Raw genomic sequence first — 17966 nt, 5'->3', positions numbered from 1 at the left:
CTGATGAACCGATCTCCGTACAGAATCGCAAACTGATTCATTGCACTTTTCCAATCATGCGCCGCCGAGCCCCAATTCGCCGTGATGTTTCGCAGCCCCAGCCAGATCAGTTTGGTGGCTGCGTCATCGTTCGGAAAATGGCCCCGGGTCTTGATGATCTTGCGTAGCTGAGCATTGATGCTCTCAATGGCGTTGGTGGTGTAAATCACCTTCCTGATGGCCGGTGGGAAGACGAAAAATGGAATCACTCGATCCCAGGCGCGCCTCCAGGCAGCCACCACCGTCGGATATTTCTCGCCCCACGGCCCGCTCTCAAACTCATCGAGTGCTTGCTCAGCCGCTTCGGCATTGATGGCTTGGTAAATCGGTTTCAGCGCTTTGGCCAGCTCTCGACGCTTGTCCCACGCCGCATAGTCCAGGCTGTTGCGGATCAGGTGCACGATGCATGTCTGCAACGTCGTCTCTGGAAATACTGCGCTGAGGGCTTCTGGCATGCCTTTGAGGCCGTCGGTCACGGCAATCAGCACGTCCTCGACGCCACGCTTCTTGAGATCGTTAAAGACCTTCATCCAGAACTTTGCACCCTCGGTGTTCTCGATCCAGATGCCCAGGATATCGCGCGTCCCGTCGGGAAGAACGCCCAGCGCCAGGTAAATGGCCTTATTGCGCACCAGGCCTTCTTCGCGGATCTTCACCCGCAGCGCATCGAAGAAAATGACCGGGTACATCGGCTCCAGTGGCCGCTGCTGCCACGCGCCAATCTCTTCCATGACCTCGTCTGTCACAGAGCTGATGAAATCGGGTGAAACGTCGGTTCCATACTGCTCGGACAGGAAGGCCCGTATCTCTCTGACCGTCATTCCACGGGCGTACATGGCGATGATTTTGTCATCGAATCCGGTGTAACGGCGCTCATGCTTGGGGATCAGAATGGGCGAGAAGCTGCCGTCACGGTCCCGAGGGATATCCAGCCGTAGCGGGCCATCGCCTGTCAGCACAGTCTTGCCACTCGTGCCATTGCGCTGGTTGGTCTCATCCTCTGGGCGCTGCGCGCCCGGAGGATAGCCCAGGTGATGACCAAGTTCGGCGTTCAGGGCTCGCTCGATCAGTGCTTTCTTGAAGGCGGCAGAGGCCTCCTCAATGGCCTCGGCGGTCATCAGCGGGGTCGCGGAAAACTGTTCAAGCAGCTCGGTCGCGGAAAACTGTTCAAGCAGCTCTTTCGGGACCTTCGGTAACTCTCGAAGCGGTTTCTTTTTGGTTGGCATACATGCACCTCTTACTCATGGTATGCCCGAACACAAAATTTCTGACACCCTCGCGCCCTCAAGATCGAGCGCCGCCCGCGCGGCGCTTCGCGGGTAAACCCGCTCCCACAGTTTGTTTCCGGCCAGTCTTTCCTGTGCCATCACCTGGTCCGCCTTGTTGGTACGACTCGGTTTCAGTGTGGGCGTTGCCGCCGCCCCACATGACTCAAGGCATGCACCAAGGCAGGCGCCGGTACTTTCACAGGAATAATTGGCCCGAAACAAACGGTGGGAGCGGGTTTACCCGCGAAGCGCCGCGCGGGCGGCGCTCGATCTCACAGGCGCTGCAAAATCACCGGTGAACACCTGGTGGCCCTCACCCAATCTCCCGCCAGGCACCTGGTGGCCCTCACCCAATCCTCACTCCACCCCCCTCTCGTCATACCGCAACAACCGCCCAGCATTCCCCAGCACCAACAAAGTACTGAAGTTATGCAACACCGCCGCAATCATCGCCCCAGCCGCCCCCAACAGCCCAAACGCAGCCGCAGCGATGATCCCCAAAGTCCAACCCAACCCAATCAGCACATTCCATTGCAGGGTACGGCGGCACAAGCGGCTCAGGCGAACACAGGTACCCAGCCGGCGCAGGTCGGGGTTGATCAGCACGATATCGGCCGCAGCCATGGCGATATCGCTGCCGCCCACGCCCATGGCCACACCGACCACCCCCGCCTTGAGCGCCAAAGAGTCGTTGATGCCATCGCCCACCACCAGCGGCCGGAAACCGGCCTGCAGCTCCTGGTTGACGTGCTGCAGCTTGTCATGTGGCAACGCCTGGGCGACCACACTGCCGATCCCGGTTTGCGCAGCGACCGCCTCGGCCACGCTCTGCCGGTCGCCGGTCAGCAGCAGTTGCCGCCCCAACCCCAGCTCGCGCAGTTGCGTCATGGCCTCGGCGGCTTCGGCACGCAAGTTGTCGGCCAGCAGCAGCCAGGCCACGAAGTGGCCATCCAGAGCCAACCCGGCAATCGGCCCGTCATGGGCCGGCACTGCGGGCATGGCGATGCCCAGTTGCTCGAACAGCTCCGGGCGCCCCAGCGCGGCTTCGCCATCGGCGGTGCGGGCCAATACGCCGAAACCCTGGCGTTCGCGCAGATCGCTCAGGGCCAGTAACCGATCGTGGCTGACCAGCCCGGCCAAGGCGCGGCTGACCGGGTGGCTGCTGGCCGTGCCCAGGCTCGCCGCCAGGCGTTTGACCTTATCCTCAGGCCACCCCGATGCACTGCACAGTACCCGCTGCAGATGCAGGCTGCCGTGGGTGAGCGTGCCGGTCTTGTCGATCACCAACGAGGTCAGGTCGGCAAGCTCCTCAAGAAACGCCGAGCCGCGGATCAGGATGCCGTGCCGCGCGGCAACGGCAATGCCGGCCACGGCGGTGGCCGGCGCCGACAGTACCAGCGCACAGGGGCAGGCGGCCACCAGAACGGCGAGCATGGCCTGGGCATCGGCGGTGATGAACCAGGTGGCGGCGGCGATCAGCAACACCAGCAGCAGATAACGCCCGGCATAGCGCTCGAGCAAGCGGGTGATCGGCGGTTTGGCCTGCTCGGCGCGCTGCATCAGGGCGATGACCTTGCCCAGTGTGGAATCGTCGCCGACGCGGGTGACTTCGATACGCAACAGGCCATCGAGGTTGATCGCCCCCCCATGCACCGCCGCGCCAGCCTGCACATCCTGAGGGACGCCCTCCCCGGTGATCGGCGCGGTGTCCAGGCTGGCATGGCCCTCCAGCACCCGCCCATCGGCCGGTACCCGGTCGCCGGCGCGCACTTCGACCTGATCGCCCGGTACCAGGCTGGCATTGTCGACCTCGCGAACCTGGCCATCGGCACCGATCAGACGCGCCTGGCTGCGGGTCAGGCGCCCCAGGGCCTCGATCGCCTCCTGCGAGCCGAGCACGCTGCGCTCTTCCAGCACGTGGCCGAAGATCATGATGACCGGCAGCAGTGCGGCAGTGGCCAGATCTCCGGTGGCCCAGGCGCCGAGCATGGCCAGGGCGATCAGTTGGTCGGTGATGCCGTGCAGGCTCGGCTGGCGCAGGCTGAACCAGGCCGAGCGCAGCACCGGCATCGCCACCAGCAGCGAGGCGCAGCCCAGCAGCAACTGCGCCACGGCCTCCTGGGCCGGGGCCAGCCAGCGCCAGGCCAGGCCCAAGCCGAGCAGGCCCAGGGCAAGCATGGCCAGGGTCAGCTGGCGGGCGGCCTGGCGACGCTCGTCGCTGGACAACAGCCCTGCCGTGAGATGCACATGGCCATGGTGGTGATGGTGATGGCCGTGGTGGTGAGTACTCATGGTTTCGGGCCTTCCAGGATCATGCGCCCGGCATCGCCGGGGTCGACGGTGGTCACGCTGCCCGCGTGGGACAGAATGGAGGGAATGCGCTCGCGGTACAGGCGCAGCAGCAGGTCCGGGCTTTGCTGAGCGCCCAGGCCGACGATGGTCGCCGTGCTGGCCTGGGCGGCGGACACGCGCTCACGCCCCTCGGCCTCGGCCACCTGCCGGGTGTGGTCAGCAGCCTGGGTGGCCTGCTGCAACTGCCGCGCGGCGTCGTTGCGCGCGCTGGCGATCGCCTGCTCGGCCTGCTGGCTGGCGGTGAGCACGGCGTTGAAGGCGTTCACCGCCGCCACGGGCAGTGAGGACTGCACATCCACCCGCACCACCTCGATGCCCAGCTCGCCGCCGGCCGCCTTGAGCGCCGCCAGGCGTTGGTTGATGCCTTGCTGCAGGTTGCCCCGCAGGCGCTCACGGCGCTCGGCAACGCCGCTGTCGGCGCCGACCAGTTCGGGGCGGGCCACCAGGATCGCGTCCATGTCGCGAGAGGCGCAGACCTGCACCGCGCTGCGCTCGACCAGGCGCTCCAGCGCTGGCAGCACATGCTCGCCCTGACGGGTGAAGGCATAAGGCTCGTTGACTGTGTAGAACACCCGCACGTCCAGTTGCACCATGCCCGCGTCACCACTGAGCAGGTAGCCCGAGCCCGCCGTGGCATCGCCGGCGAGCTTGCCGTCCAGGTCGGCCTTGCGCGCCTGTTCCGAGCGCAGCAGCAGCTCGATCCGGCGCTCGCTGACCCGGTCGGCCGACGGCAGCATCAGCACCTGTTCGAACGGCCGCGGCCAGGCCAGCAGCAAACCGGCGTTCTGGACCCGCGACTCGGCGCCCAGGCGCAGCACCACCGCACGGTTCTCCGGGCCGATTTCGCGAACATTGCCGAACAGCCAGCCCAGCGCCGCCAGCAGGGTGACCGCATACAGCGCGATGAAACCGACGCCGCCGGCCTGCAGCCAAGCGCTACCACGCGGGTTATTCATGGGCATGCCCCGCCGGCAGTGCCGGGCCGTCCACCAGCACGCGGAACGGCGCCGCGTCAGTGCGCAGCACCAGGCGAGTGCTGGGCGTCACCAACGTGCCGAGGGTGTCTAGCGAGCGCAGCAGCCGGTACAGCTCAGGGGCACCGGCATAGGCCTTGGCGTAGATCTGTGCCGCATCGACCTGGGCCTGAGCCTGGATTTGCGCGGCCTTGACGCTGGCGTCGGCCTCGAGGATACGGGCGTCACGCTCGGCCGCCGAGCGGATTTCGGCCGCCTTGCGCTTGCCTTCGGCAGTGCGCTCGGTGGCGATGGTCTCGCGCTCGGCGCGCATGCGGTCGACGGTGGCCTCGAGGGTCACCTTGGGCAGGGTCAGCCGCTCGATGCCCACCTGCACCACCTTGATGCCGTAGGTACGCGCCAGTTGGTCGGCGATCTGCTGCTGCAAACGCTGCTCGAAGGCGTCGATGCGCACGCGGCTGGCGTCCACGTTCACCAGGTCGGCCAGCTGGAAGCCGCTGGCGCTGGTTTCCAGTGCCGAGCCCACCAGGGTGCGGATCTGCCGCGCCGCTTCGTCGGGCTGGTTCTGCACGGCGCGCATGAAGCGCTGGATGCTCTGCGGGTCGGCCGCCACCTGCCAGGCGATATAGGCCTGCACGATGATCCGCAGGCCATCGCGGGTACCGACGTCCTGCAGGCCGCTGGAGGTGGTGCGCAGGCGCAGGTCGACCGGCACCGCCGCTTCGAACGGCACCGGCCAGCGCCAGGCAAGGCCCGGTTCCAGCAACACCCGCGAGGGGTTGCCGAAACGGGTGATGACGGTGGCCTCGCCGACCCGTACCTGCACCAGGCTGGCAGTCGCGGCGAGTAGCAGCACCAGCAGCGCGGCGCTCAACATTCGACGCCGGACGGGGCCGGCCGGCGCCTGGTCAGCAGGTGAATGGTCATGGTCATGGTCATGGTCGCAGCCATGGTGGTCGTGGGCGGCATGGGTGCTCTGGCTCACTTGGCGTGCTCCTGGTTGCGGCTACTGGAGGTTGATACCGCTGGGTCCACCGGCAGTGCATAGCTGCGCAGGTCCAGGGTCGGCGCCTGGGCTGCGCCCAGACGGTGGTCGATGATCAGGCTGTGGGCACCGGCCAGCCCTTGGGCCAGCCGGCCCAGGTACTGTTCCAGGACAAAGGCCTGGCCAGCACCCGCCCAGGCCGCCCGTTCGGCATCGAACACCAGCGCCGCGGCCTGGGCCTTGGCCCGGGTTTGATGGGCGCCGGCGCTGGCCGAATCGGCGGCAAGGGTCGCGGCCTGGCGGGCAAGGCTGGCCTGCTGTGCGGCCTGGCCACGGTCACGTGCGATCAAGGCATCGGCATTGATCTGCGCGGCCTGCACGCCGTGGTAGGCATTGGCCGCACCGGCAGGCGGGTGGATCGCTTCGATCGCCGTGGCCAGGATCTCCACGCCGCTGTCGAGCCGATCAAGATCGGCTTGCACCGCCCTGCCGATATCCTGGCCCAGGGCTTCGCGCGCTTCGCCTAGCACGCCGTCGAGCGAGCGCCCGGCAAAGTCGTGTACCAGCACCCGGTTGGCGACACTGCGCAGCAACTGCTCGATATCGCTGCTGTGGTAGGTGGCAGCCAGCGCCGCAGCGTCGCTCAGGCCGATGCGGTAGATGAAGCGCACGTCCATGTTGACGATCTGGAAGCTCTGCGCGCCGCCATCGCTGCCCGCGATCACCTGGGCGTTCTCGCTGAGGTGGGTGGCATCCCACAAGCGGTTGGCGCCCACGGGCGCAGGCCCCTCGGCAGCGGCCAGGGGCTCGGCGGCGGCAGCGTCGCCGGTGCTGGCCAACTCGTGCAGAGTGCCGTTGTCCACCCGCACGACCTTACCGAGCGGCCAGGGCAGCCCCAGGTGCAACCCGGGTTGATAGACCTGCACCGGGTTGCCGAAGCGTTCATACACGCCGCGCCCGTCCATGGGTACTTCGACTACCCCGGTGAGCAGCCAGCCGGCCACGCCGACCACTGCCAGTACCGGCAACAAGGCGCGACGCATGAAGCCGAAGGCCCAGATTTGCTGCAGGTCGATGCCCAGGCGCTGGTGCAACTCGCCCTGCAGGTAGGCCAGCGGTCGTGGCGGCCATTGCAACGCTCCGGCGACCAGGCTGCGCGCCAGCCACTGGGGTTCGCGGCGTGGATGGCGCGGGCTGAACACCGCCAGTACGGCCCGCAACATCAATTCGATGGCCAGCAGGCCAGGCAGCAGGCCGATCAGCACCGCCAGGCGTGCCGGCCACAGCCGCTCGCCGTCGGCGAACGCCAGGCAAGCAATAGACAGCACCAGCACAGCGATCAGCAACCGCAACTGTGCCGCCAGCGCCGCAGCTTCAGGCCATGCATTGCCGTCGCTGCTGGCCAGATGGCGCTCGACGACTACCAGCCCGAAAGCCAGCAACGCCCATGTACCCACCGCCACCCAGCTCGCCTGGCTGGCCAGGGCGGCAGCCGGAAGATCGAACCGCCAATGCGCCTGCACCAGCAGCAACGCCAGCAGTGCCAGGCCGAACAGCCACAGTGCGTCGCCGCCAATGCGCTGCAACTGCCTGAGGCACAGCGCGCCCAGCCGCTCGAGCCAGCGCTCGTAGGGGCTGAGCAGTTCAGGGTCGCCCTCCTCCTGGCCGGCTTTGCGCCAGAAAGCCAACTGCGCGGGGGGCTGGCCGATGGCAGCAGCGCGCCAGCCGGCAACCCCCCAGGCCGACTGGCTGGCAGCGGCCACCAGCAACCAGGCGGCGGCATTGATGCTCAGCAAGGGCGCCCAATGGGAAGCGGGTGCGAACAACCCGACAAAGAACGCCAGCCCACCCAGCAAGACGGCCGCCGCCGCCGCGCTGTAGACCAGCAGCACCAGGCGGCGTGCCTGCGTGGGTGCTTGCTGGAAGCGCGCAATCCCCTGCAGGTCCAGGCCAGGGCTATCCAGGTTGACGCTCATGAAGACTCCAAAGACTCAAGGGTGCATGGCCGCAAGGTGGTCACCCACCCGGCAGGCTGTGGCAGATTCAAGGCACGGTTAATTTCGTTATGTTATAGCAACGCCAGTGAAAAAATTGTGAGGAAATATTTCATCGATTTCATCGACCAGAGCGCCTCTCGCATTTTTTTCACATCCGCCTCACCGTCTCCCAACATTCGCCTGCTTAAAGTGCCGCCACTCGCGATGCCCGTGGCCCAGTGCCGCTGCATCCAACATTGCTCACCCTCGGAGTGACTGCATGCTGCAAGGCACCCTCGTCAAACCCTCCTCCCTGAAGCCGCACCGACGCCTTCGGCTTTCCCCAAGGGCATTGCTTGCCGGCCTGTGCGTGGCGTTGGCCCTGACTGCGGGCGTGTCTTTTGCCTCACGCACCCAGGTCCGCGACCTCGGCAGCGAGCGGCAGATGAGCCGCAGCGGTACCTATGCAGCCTGGGCCAAGGGCTCGGCCATCGTCCTGGTGCGTCACGCCGAACGCTGCGACCGCTCCCATGCCGCCTGTCTGAGCGACCCGGCCGGCATCACCGAGGACGGCAGCCGCGCTGCTGTCGGTGTGGGCCTTGGGCTCGAGCGGCTGGGGCTGCAGGACAGCGATATCCTGGCCAGCCCCGAGGTGCGTACCCGGCAGACGGCAGGCTTCATGTTCGGCAAGAACATCACCACCCAGGACTGGGTGGCTCGTTGCGATGCGACCTTCGCCAGCGCGGTGTTCGACCACAAGCGCCCCGGCCATAACCTGGTGCTGGTGACCCACAGTGGCTGCATCGACCAGCTCGAGCGGCAACTGGGCGTAGCCGGCGGCGAACGCAGCAGCGGTTATGCAAGTGCCTTGTTCCTGTCGCTCGACAGTGCCGGTGAACCACAGCTTCTTGGCCAGATGAACGCCACCCAGTGGCGCAACCTGGCCCCTGGCAAAGGGATGTGACCATGCAGTTGTCCATGCGCACGCGCTTCTACCTCAACAACCTGGCCTTCCCGCTGTTGCTGGCGGTACTGGTGTTCGTGCTGTTCGACCTGACCGAGCTGGACCGCTGGATCAGCAACCTGCTGCTGGATGCCAACGGGCAATTCGTCTTCGCGCACAACGCGCTGTTCGAGAAACTCACCCACAAGTGGCCGCGGATCCTGCCGGACTGGACGGGTGAACTGGCGGTGATCGGGGTGCTGCTGTCGCTGCTGTGGCCTCTGGCCTCGCGCTCGGCCCGTGCCACCGGCTTGCTGGAAACGGTGCGCATCGCCCCGGTGATGCGCTGGAGCACCCGCTACCGCCGCGACCTGTGGTTCGTGGTGGTGGCGTTCGGCCTGTGCACCATGGTCATCCACTACCTGAAGAGCCACACCGGGGTGTATTGCCCGGTGGAAACCACGCTGTATGGCGGCACCGAAGCGCGCTACGAATGGTTCGATCAGTTCAACGGGGTCGACCGCGCCGGCCCGGGCCGTTGCTGGCCCGGCGGCCACGCCTCCAGCGGTTTCACCCTGTTGGCCCTGTACTTCATCGCCCTGCGCCACCGCTGGTTGCATGCGCGCAAGTTGCTGGTGGCGATCCTGCTGGTGGGCATGTTCTACGGCACCACCCGGGTGCTGCAGGGCTGGCACTACATGTCACATACCTTCTGGGCCGGCATTTTCGTCTGGCTGACCAGTTGGAGCACCGCGCTGCTGTTCTATGGCCGCCCGGCCTTGCAGGCAACGCCGCAGGCAAGGCTCAGTAATCGCCCCGCTTGCGAAACGCCCAGCGCCCTGCAATCAACGTAAAAGTCACCACCAGCGCCACCAGTACCCAGAAGCCGTGGGGGTCGTCCGAAAGCGGCACGCCCCCGACGTTCATGCCGAAAAAGCCGGCGATGATATTGATCGGCAGTGCCAGCACGGTGACCACGGTGAGGGTGAACAGGGTGCGGTTGTTCTCTTCGGTGAGCTTGGCGGCAATCTCTTCCTGCAGCAGCTTGATCCGCTCGACCAGGCTGGTGAGGTCGCTGATGATCACCGAAAACTCTTCAGTAGAGGCCCGCAACTGGCGGATGTCCTCTTCGTGCAACCACTCGGGCGGGCGGTTCAGCAGCCGCAGCAGCGAGCCCGGCTCCAGTGCCAGCAGGCGCTGCAGGCGCACCAGCACGCGGCGCAGGCTACCCAGCTCGGCGCGGTTGTCGCTCAGGCGCAGCGACAGCAACTGATCCTCGATGCGGTCGATCTTCAAGGTGGTTTCGCGCAGCACCCGGGTCAGCAGCTCACCTTGGTCGCGCACCAGGTGCACCAGCAACTCCACCGTCGAACCGAACCCCTCGCCGCGCTTTACCGATGAGCGCAGCTCGTCCACCGAGTGCAGCGGCTGCAAGCGTGCGCTGACCAGCAAGCGGCTGCGTGCACAGGCCCACAAGGTGGAAACGTCGGACGACATCACGCCATAGCTGAACACCAGGTCGTTGACCACCGCCAGCAAGGCACTGTCGGTGTGCTCGATACGCGTGGAGCGCGACCCTTCGCGCAGGGTTTCGAAAAAGGTTTCGGGCAGGTCCAGGTGGCTTTTCATCCAGCGCTCGCAGGCGGCGTGGGCAAGGTTCAGGTGCAGCCAGAGGAACTGCTCGTCGGCTGGCGCCTGCAAATGTGCCAGCGCCTGTGCCGAGTCGAGCTCGCGGCCGGGCTGGCCCGGGCGGAACAGATACGCATAGAGCAAGCCGTGCAGGTCGGTTTCGGGGTTTTGCGGATTGGCGGGGAGCATGCGGCGGAGCGACCTCGGCGAGTCCCGGTTCAGAGAGGGTCATATTAGGTAACGTCACATGACAGTCGCGTGACGTTTTCGCTGGTGGCCTCGGCTGTTGCAGCCGACGCTCATGGAACTGGCACGCCCGTCACAACTGGCATTCGGTATGCCAAAACATCTGGTAATGGGAATTGTTACCAGATAAGATCGCGGCGCTTTACACCCTCTCCCGTGCCCCCTCTCCAGGACCTGAACCCATGCGTTACAGGATTGTGTCGCTGTGCCTGCTCCACGCCGCTCCGATGTTCAGCTGGGCCGCGCCAGCGCCGCTCGAAACCAGCACCGGCATTCAGCTTGAAGCCGTGAACATCAATGCCGATGCCGCCGACTACGAGCGGGCCGACGGCCCGGTCGAAGGTTACCGCGCCACCCGTTCGGCCAGCGCCACCCGCACCGACACTGCCCTGCACGAAACCCCACAGTCGGTCAGCGTGGTGCCCAAGGATGTGCTGGAAGACACCGGCGCCACCCGCCTGCAGGACGCCCTCGACTACGCCGGCGGCATTGGCCGGGCCAACAACTTCGGCGGCCAGGGCCTGACCACCTTCACCGTGCGCGGCTTCACCACGGGCGAGTTCTACCGCAACGGCTTCCCGATCAACCGCGGCTACCCCAACGCCCCGGACGCCAACACCGTCGAACGCCTGGAAGTGCTGCGCGGCCCCGCCACCGCCCTGTACGGCCGTGGCGACCCCGGCGGCACCTTCAACGTGGTCAGCAAGCAACCCTTGCCCGAATCCAAGGTCACCCTGGGCAGCCAGCTCGATGACCAAGGCATGCACCGCGCAACCCTCGACGCCACCGGCCCGTTGAGCCAGGACGGCAGCCTGGCCTACCGCCTGAATGTGCTTGGCGAGGGCGGCGAGAGCTTCCGTGACGACGTCCAGAGCGAGCGTTACGACGTTGCCCCAGTGCTCAGCTGGCAGGTCAACGACAGCACCAAAATCGTCTTCGAGGGCGATTTCATGCGTAACAACCACCCCCTCGACCGTGGCCTGACCCGCTACGGCACCCAGACCGGCAGCGCCTCGCGCGACACCTACATCTGGGAGAAAGGCAGCGACAACCTGCTGCACAACGACAACAACATGGCCCAACTGCGCTTCGAGCACCTGCTCAACGACAACTGGACCCTGGCCGGCGGCATGCAGTGGCTCGACGGCACCTTGCAGGGCAACGCCGTGGAAGCCAACAAGGCACCGGCCGACGGCCACACCCTGCAGCGCAACTTCAACTACCGCAAGCTGGAGTGGACCGACCGCGACTACCAGCTCAACCTCACCGGCCACTTCGACACCGGCGCGTTCAGCCACACCCTGCTGACCGGCATCGAGTACGAAGACTATGACTACCGCTCGATCATCCAGCGCTCTTCGGCCACCGACGGCACCTACCCGATCGATATCTATCACCCGGTCCTGGGCCAGCCGCGCCCTGCCCTGACCCGCACCACCACCCACGACCAGGAAAACCTCAAGACCTGGGCCTGGTTTGTCCAGGACCAGGTGGCCCTGACCGAGCGCCTGAAGGCGCTGGCGGGTGTGCGCCTGGAGCGATTCGAGCATGACTACGACAACTACCTGCCGGGCGCCAAGGGCTGGCAGGCGGCCGACAATGCCGTCACCCCGCGTTTCGGCCTGCTCTACGACCTGACCGACACCGTTGCCGTCTACGCCAACACGGCGCGCTCGTTCAAGCCCAATACCGGTGCCAGCCGCCAGGGCGACGGCTTCGATCCGGAAAAAGGCAAGTCGTACGAACTGGGGATGAAGTGGGAGGCATTGGAGCGCCAGTTGAGCGTCGACGCGGCGATCTACCACATCGTCAAGGAAAACGTGCTGACCCGCGACCCGGCCGACCCCAACTACAGCCTGGCCGCCGGCGAAGTGCGCAGCCGCGGCCTGGACCTCAACGTGGCCGGCAACATCACCCCTGAGTGGCGGGTGATCGGCGGTTATGCCTACGTCGATGCCGAAGTGACCAAGGACAACCGCCTGCCCAGCGGCACACGCCTGGCCAACATCCCGCGCAACAGTTTCAGCCTGCTCAATACCTATGAGTTCCAGGACGGACTGGCCAAAGGACTGGGGCTTGGTGTGGGGCTCAAGTATGTGGATGACCGCAACGGCCAGACCGAGGCGGTGACTTACACCATGGAGCAGTACAGCGTGGTTGACCTGCTCAGCTACTACAAGGTCAATGAGCATGTGCGCCTGAACCTGGATGTGAAGAACGTGTTCAACAAGGGGTATGACGAAGGGGCTTTCAATACCTATGCGTATCCAGGTGCGCCGCGGACGGTGCAGGCTGGGGTTGCGTACACCTTCTAAAGGCTTTGCGGTTGGGCGTGCAGGTGCCCGCCGCAAGAGTTGCAGCGCCTATCAGATCGAGCGCCGCCCGCGCGGCGCATCGCGGGACAAGCCCGCTCCCACATTTGTTTCGGGCCAGTATCTCCTGTGCCATTACCTGGTCCGCCTTGTTGGCACGACGCGGTATTGAGGTGGGCGCTGCCGGCCTCTCACATGTCTAACGCCATGCACCAAGGCGGGCAACCATGGCCTGACAGGCTCGGCACGTTGCAACAAATGTGGGAGCGGGCTTGTCCCGCGATGCGCCGCGCGGGCGGCGCTCGATCTTGAGAGCGCTGCAAAGCTGTCGCCAAGCACCTGCCGGCCCCCACTCGGTATCAGTCAGAAACCCTCGAACCACCATCCCTGACAACCGGTACTTGTAACTGCGTATTACAAACTACGCTCAACTATCAAAGCGGCAATCGCCGCGCCACGGGCCATCGGCCTTCGAAGGATCGTGCTCCAGGACCCTGCCAGACGACTGGCGGGCCGCCACCCCGGCGGTCGAGGTCCACCGGCTGTGGCCTTCCCTGCAAGCAAACGCAGGCAACGCTGAGCGGAGATCACTATGCAGTTGAAAAAAATCGTGTGGATGCTGGCCATCGGCGGCGTGCTCTCGGCATCGTCCGTGCTGCTGCCGGACAACCTGGGCGCATTTTCAAGCGCCATGGCGAAGGACGGTGGTGGTGGCGGAGGTGGCGGCCATGGCGGGGGTGGTGGCGGTGGAGGCCATGGAGGTGGCGGCGGCGGTGGCGGCCACGGTGGAGGGGGTAGTGGCGGCGGTGGGCATGGCGGCAATGGCGGTGGCCACGGCAGCGGTAATGGCGGTGGCTCAGGCCATGGCGGCTCGGCAGGCGGCCATGGCGCAGACGATGGCGGCAACCACGAGGCCGGTGGCCTGCACGGTGTCGGCCACGGCGCAGACGACGGCGCCAACCATGACGCCGGCGAAGCCCACGGCGTCGGCCACGGTGCCGATGACGGCGCCAATCACGATGTCGGTGACGACCGCGGCGGCACCTGACGCCCGGCACTCCCCGCACAGGTGTCTGTACAGCACCTGTGCAGCTTCTCCTGCCACGCCTGGCATGCTAGCCTCCGCGCGCCCCGCGTCTGCGGGGCAGGAAAGCCGTCACGTCAAGGAGTTAGGCAATGGACCTGCAGTTTCTGGGCACCTCCTCCGGTGTGCCCACCAAGGCCCGCAACGTCAGCGCCACCGCTGTCATCGAATCCACCGGCCACGGCTGGTACCTGGTCGATTGCGGCGAGGGTACCCAGCACCAGTTGCTGCACAGCCCGCTTTCCATGCGGGACCTGCGCGGGATATTCATCACCCACGTGCATGGCGACCATTGCTTCGGCCTGCCCGGGCTGCTGGCCAGCGCCGGCATGAGCGGGCGCCAGGAGCCGTTGCCGTTGGTCCTGCCCGACGCCCTGCTTGGCTGGGTGCGCCAGAGCCTGGCGGTGAGCGAGACCTTCCTGCCGTTCGAATTGCAGCTGCAGGCGCTGGAAACCTTCATAGGTTTCAGCGCCGGCAATGTCGAGGTGAGCACGATCGAGCTGTCGCACCGCGTGCCCTCCTGGGGCTACGTGTTCGATGAGCGAGACCCCGCACCGCGGCTGGATACCGACCGCCTGAAGGCCCACGGTATCCCGGCCGGGCCGCTGTGGGGGCAGCTGGCCCATGGCCTGGCCGTCACCCATGAGGGCCGCACGCTCGAGCCCCGTGATTACCTGCAACCCACGCGCGCCCCGCAACGGATCATCGTCTGCGGTGACAACGACCGCCCCGAACTGCTTGCCGAGGTGGCCCAGGGCGTCGATGTGCTGGTACACGAAGCCACCTTCACCCAGCCGGTGGTCGAGCGCAGCCAGACCACTTTCGGCCACAGCACCGCAGCGCAGGTGGCGCGTTTTGCCGAGGCCGCGGGTGTGAAGAACCTGGTGCTGACCCACTTCAGTGCCCGTTACCAGCCCACGGCCAACGGCCGTGGCAACTCGATCGCAGAAGTGCGTGAGGAGGCCATGGCGCACTACAGCGGCCACCTGACCCTGGCGCAGGACCTGCAGCGCTATCACCTCGGGCGTGACGGCCGGCTCGAAGCGCTGGACAAGGCCTGAGGCCAGCCCAGGCCCCTGCTTCAGTAGCGCTCGCCGACCATCTTGAACGGGTAAGGCTGCGACTTGTACTTGCCGATCTTGCCGCGCTTGGGCAGCTCGATCTTCTGCTTGTGGCTGAGGTCCTTGTACGGGACCTGCTGCAGCAGGTGACTGATGATGTTCAGCCGCACCTTGCGCTTGTCCTCGGAGTGGGCCATGAACCACGGTGCCCAGGACGAGTCGGAGGCGGCGAACATGTCGTCGCGGGCGCGGGTGTACTCGTCCCAACGGTTGTACGACTTGAGGTCCATGGGTGACAGCTTCCACAGCTTGCGCCCGTCGTCGATGCGGTCCTGCAGGCGGCGGGTCTGCTCTTCGGCGCTGACCTCCAGCCAGTACTTGAGCAGGATGATCCCCGACTCGACCATCATCCGCTCGAACATCGGCACCACGGTCAGGAACTTGTGTGACTGCTCATCCGTGCAAAAGCCCATTACCCGCTCGACACCGGCGCGGTTGTACCAGCTGCGGTCGAAGATCACCACTTCACCGGCGGCCGGCAAATGGGTGAGGTAGCGCTGGGCGTAGATCTGGGTCTTCTCGCGTTCGGTCGGCGCCGGCAGCGCCACTACGCGGAACACCCGGGGGCTGACGCGCTCGGTGATGGCCTTGATGGTGCCGCCCTTGCCGGCGCCATCGCGGCCTTCGAAGATGATGCACACCTTGAGGCCCTTCTCCACCACCCACTGCTGCAGTTTGACCAGCTCCACGTGCAGCTTCTTCAGTTCGCTCTCATAGTCTTTGCGCCCGAGTTTCCCGGCGTCATTACCTTTGTTTTTCTTGCCCGCAACCTTGGCCATCGTCTGCTCCCCTGTGCCAACCCCTGAGTGCCGCGGCGCTGCCGTGGCGGATCAGAGCAGTATGGATGAGCCTCGGCGATTTGCCGGGCGGGCTGCCGGCATGTCCACTTGCCACGATTGCGGCCGCTCTGGCCTGCGGGTTTTAATCCTGTCGCCGCTGGCCCTGGCCGGCGCTAGACCTGCATTTTGGCAATTCAAGGAAGCCCCACGATGGACAGGAAGCTCGTACCGCTGGCCCTGCTGGCGACCCTGCTCGGCTGCTCGGACGACCGGCAAGCCACTGAGGCCGGCCTACGCCAGGCCGCGCAAACCTGGCTCGACAGCCAGTACCCGCATTGTTTCGTGATCAGCAGCTTCCCTACCCGCACCCGCGATTTCGACGTCGACGGCAACAACCAGGCGTTGCATGCCCTGGCTCAGGTGGGTGTGGTCAGCGAGAAAGAGATTGCCCGCACTGAAGTGCCTGCCCGCCTGTGGCAACCGGCACGCACCGACATCTATTACGCCTACGCGCTGACCGATGAAGGCCGCAAGTACTTCAAGGCCGACGCAGGTGACAGCAAGGTCGGCGGGTTGTGCTTGGGCAAGGCGCAGGTTACCGCCATCGAGCAGTTCACTGCGCCGACCAAACAGGCGGGCAGGACGGTATCGAAGGTGACCTACCGCTACAGGGTCAGCGAGCTTCCCGCATGGGCTGGCGATGCGTCGGTGCAAGCCAGCGTGAAAGGCCTTGGCCAGGCGTTCAACAGCAGTCGCCAGCCGCTTGAGGCAACTGCCAGCATGGCTTTGACCGAGCAAGGCTGGGTGCAACAGCAGTTGCCCAATTGAGGGCCGCTGCGCAGCCCCAGCGCACTCGAGACTGCTGTTAATCCTGAGAAAATCCGCAGTCGCCATCCTTGCCCCGCCCCGGCCGCCCCGCGGCCGGTTTTCCGGTTCAACGATGGAGTCACACCATGAAATCCCTGTCTTTCGCCCTCGCCCTGCTGGCCGCGACCTCGGCCACTTCAGCCTTCGCCGAAGGCGGCGCCGAGCGTCTGCAAGCGCGCAACGAGCAGTTGGCGCAACAACGTCAGCAGCAGGCCGAGGCAGTCGCCAAGCGCGATGCCCATGTCCAATCGCAGGCGCAAGCGCCGCGCCAGGGCGATGCCCTCAACAGCAAGCCTTGCAGCTGATGCCCGCGAGGGCCGGCAATGCCCGGCCCTCACAACCACCAGGCCAGCACTGCCGGCAACCACACGAACGACAACAGCGTCGAGCACATCACCAGGTTGGCCACCTGCTCGGGTTCGCGGTTGGCCCGCACGGCCAGCAGGTAGTTGAACACCGCCACCGGCATCGACGACTGCACCACCAGTACCGCCCGCTCCAGGCTCCCCAGCCCCAGCGCGGTACCCACCGCCCAGCCCACTGCCGCCCCCAGCACGATACGCAACCCACCCAGCACCAGGCCGCTGCCGATGTGCTGCGGGCGAATGCTGGCCAGCGAAACGCCAAGGGTCAGCAGCATCAACGGGATGGTCATGCCGCCCAGCAGGTCGGCGGTGTTGGCCAGCCAGCGCGGCAGTTCGACGTCGAGGAAGATCAGCGGCATGGCGCCGGCCAAGCTGATCACGATCGGGTTGCGCAGCAACGCCTTGAACGAGGCGGCGCCACCGGCAATGGCGATACCCAGGGTGAACTGGAAGATCGACAAGGTGAGGAAGAATGCCACCGCCAGCGCCAGGCCGTGCTCGCCGAAGGCGTACAGGCTGATCGGCAGGCCCATGTTGCCGGTGTTGGGGAACATGAAAGCCGGCATCAGCACGCGCCAGTGCCGGCCACTGAGGCGGCATACCAGGTAGCCGGTCAGCGCCATGCCCAGCATGCACAGCACGCAGGCCAGGGCCATGCTGGTGAAGGCGGCGGGATCGAGTTGGGTGCGGTTGAGCGTGGACAGCACCAGCGCGGGCGTGCCGACGGTCATCACCACCCGCGCAATGAACTCGGTCGGGTAGTCCAGGCCGCGGCGGGCCCAGGTGTAGCCGATACCGGCGACGATGAACACGGGGGCCAGGACGGCGAACAACGAGGCCAGCATTGTGAAGACTCTCCCTGAAAAACCTGCCGCGCATTATGCGCACTAATGCCTCCAGGTGTGCATCGCCATGCGCCAAGGCTGGGTTGGCTGATAGCGCCGGCGCTCTGCGCCAGATCGCGGGGGGAGAACATCCCCCCCCCTTTCGGTCCCCCCCCGTGGAGGGGTTTGCCCCACACTAAGA

At 65.9% G+C, this 17966-nt stretch carries 15 protein-coding genes; 7 read left to right on the top strand and 8 right to left on the bottom strand.

Annotated elements, in window-relative coordinates:
• From ACO6VM_RS01690 to hflK (ACO6VM_RS01670), 5 genes are all read right to left on the bottom strand, one after another.
• Positions 1–1265: IS256 family transposase (locus tag ACO6VM_RS01690; RefSeq protein ID WP_422402670.1), on the bottom strand; the 1265-nt coding region annotated here is incomplete at its 3' end.
• Between the two features lie 399 nt (positions 1266–1664).
• Complete coding sequence (locus ACO6VM_RS01685) at positions 1665–3599, bottom strand: heavy metal translocating P-type ATPase (RefSeq protein ID WP_401059266.1); 1935 nt, start codon at positions 3597–3599, stop codon at positions 1665–1667.
• Positions 3596–4615 carry a protease modulator HflK gene (gene hflK, locus ACO6VM_RS01680; protein WP_401059264.1) on the bottom strand — a complete coding sequence of 340 codons (1020 nt, stop codon included), beginning with the start codon at positions 4613–4615 and terminating at the stop codon, positions 3596–3598. Before hflK (ACO6VM_RS01680) ends, ACO6VM_RS01685 begins: the two co-directional genes overlap by 4 nt.
• A complete protein-coding gene (gene hflC / locus ACO6VM_RS01675) occupies positions 4608–5618 on the bottom strand; it encodes a protease modulator HflC (RefSeq protein WP_401059262.1) in 1011 nt (336 codons plus the stop codon). Before hflC ends, hflK (ACO6VM_RS01680) begins: the two co-directional genes overlap by 8 nt.
• Positions 5615–7594, bottom strand: a complete 1980-nt coding sequence (gene hflK, locus ACO6VM_RS01670) for a protease modulator HflK (protein WP_422402669.1) — start codon at positions 7592–7594, stop codon at positions 5615–5617. Before hflK (ACO6VM_RS01670) ends, hflC begins: the two co-directional genes overlap by 4 nt.
• A 280-nt stretch (positions 7595–7874) precedes the next feature.
• On the opposite strand from hflK (ACO6VM_RS01670), the gene ACO6VM_RS01665 reads away from it, so the two are divergent.
• Together ACO6VM_RS01665 and ACO6VM_RS01660 are read left to right on the top strand one after the other, a co-directional pair.
• Positions 7875–8558, top strand: coding sequence for a histidine phosphatase family protein (locus tag ACO6VM_RS01665; RefSeq protein ID WP_401059258.1), 684 nt, complete (start codon positions 7875–7877; stop codon positions 8556–8558).
• Positions 8559–8560: 2 nt separating this feature from the next.
• Positions 8561–9391 carry a phosphatase PAP2 family protein gene (locus tag ACO6VM_RS01660; RefSeq protein WP_401059256.1) on the top strand — a complete coding sequence of 277 codons (831 nt, stop codon included), beginning with the start codon at positions 8561–8563 and terminating at the stop codon, positions 9389–9391.
• On the opposite strand, the gene ACO6VM_RS01655 is transcribed toward ACO6VM_RS01660, so the two are convergent.
• Positions 9342–10355, bottom strand: a complete 1014-nt coding sequence (locus tag ACO6VM_RS01655; protein WP_401059254.1) for a transporter — start codon at positions 10353–10355, stop codon at positions 9342–9344. The genes ACO6VM_RS01660 and ACO6VM_RS01655 overlap by 50 nt on opposite strands.
• 239 nt (positions 10356–10594) lie before the next feature.
• On the opposite strand from ACO6VM_RS01655, the gene ACO6VM_RS01650 reads away from it, so the two are divergent.
• The 3 genes from ACO6VM_RS01650 (at position 10595) to ACO6VM_RS01640 (ending at position 14869) form a co-directional block, all read left to right on the top strand.
• Positions 10595–12727: a TonB-dependent siderophore receptor gene (locus tag ACO6VM_RS01650; protein WP_401059252.1), complete on the top strand. Its 2133-nt coding sequence runs from the start codon at positions 10595–10597 to the stop codon at positions 12725–12727.
• A 589-nt stretch (positions 12728–13316) separates the two neighbouring features.
• The gene (locus tag ACO6VM_RS01645) at positions 13317–13772 is read left to right on the top strand and encodes a hypothetical protein (protein WP_401059250.1); all 456 of its coding nucleotides are present in this window, start codon (positions 13317–13319) and stop codon (positions 13770–13772) included.
• 128 nt (positions 13773–13900) lie between these two features.
• Complete coding sequence (locus tag ACO6VM_RS01640; RefSeq protein WP_401059249.1) at positions 13901–14869, top strand: ribonuclease Z; 969 nt, start codon at positions 13901–13903, stop codon at positions 14867–14869.
• A gap of 20 nt (positions 14870–14889) precedes the next feature.
• Here ACO6VM_RS01640 and ppk2 read toward each other — a convergent pair whose 3' ends face one another.
• Positions 14890–15708, bottom strand: coding sequence for a polyphosphate kinase 2 (ppk2, locus tag ACO6VM_RS01635; protein ID WP_401059247.1), 819 nt, complete (start codon positions 15706–15708; stop codon positions 14890–14892).
• Between the two features lie 210 nt (positions 15709–15918).
• On the opposite strand from ppk2, the gene ACO6VM_RS01630 reads away from it, so the two are divergent.
• Together ACO6VM_RS01630 and ACO6VM_RS01625 are read left to right on the top strand one after the other, a co-directional pair.
• Positions 15919–16536: a hypothetical protein gene (locus ACO6VM_RS01630; RefSeq protein ID WP_401059245.1), complete on the top strand. Its 618-nt coding sequence runs from the start codon at positions 15919–15921 to the stop codon at positions 16534–16536.
• 125 nt (positions 16537–16661) lie between these two features.
• Entirely contained in the window at positions 16662–16880 is a 219-nt protein-coding gene (locus ACO6VM_RS01625; protein ID WP_125858650.1) for a hypothetical protein, read from the top strand.
• Positions 16881–16909: 29 nt separating this feature from the next.
• On the opposite strand, the gene ACO6VM_RS01620 is transcribed toward ACO6VM_RS01625, so the two are convergent.
• On the bottom strand, positions 16910–17785 hold the full coding sequence (locus tag ACO6VM_RS01620; RefSeq protein ID WP_390971294.1) for an AEC family transporter: 876 nt from the start codon (positions 17783–17785) through the stop codon (positions 16910–16912).
• Between the last annotated feature and the right edge of the window lie 181 nt (positions 17786–17966).

Origin of the sequence: Pseudomonas sp. GZD-209, assembly GCF_049310485.1 — a bacterium.
In the GTDB taxonomy this organism is placed as follows: domain Bacteria; phylum Pseudomonadota; class Gammaproteobacteria; order Pseudomonadales; family Pseudomonadaceae; genus Aquipseudomonas; species Aquipseudomonas sichuanensis.
The sequence above is the reverse complement of the archived record's forward strand: the minus strand, read 5'-3'. Positions and strand labels throughout refer to the sequence as shown.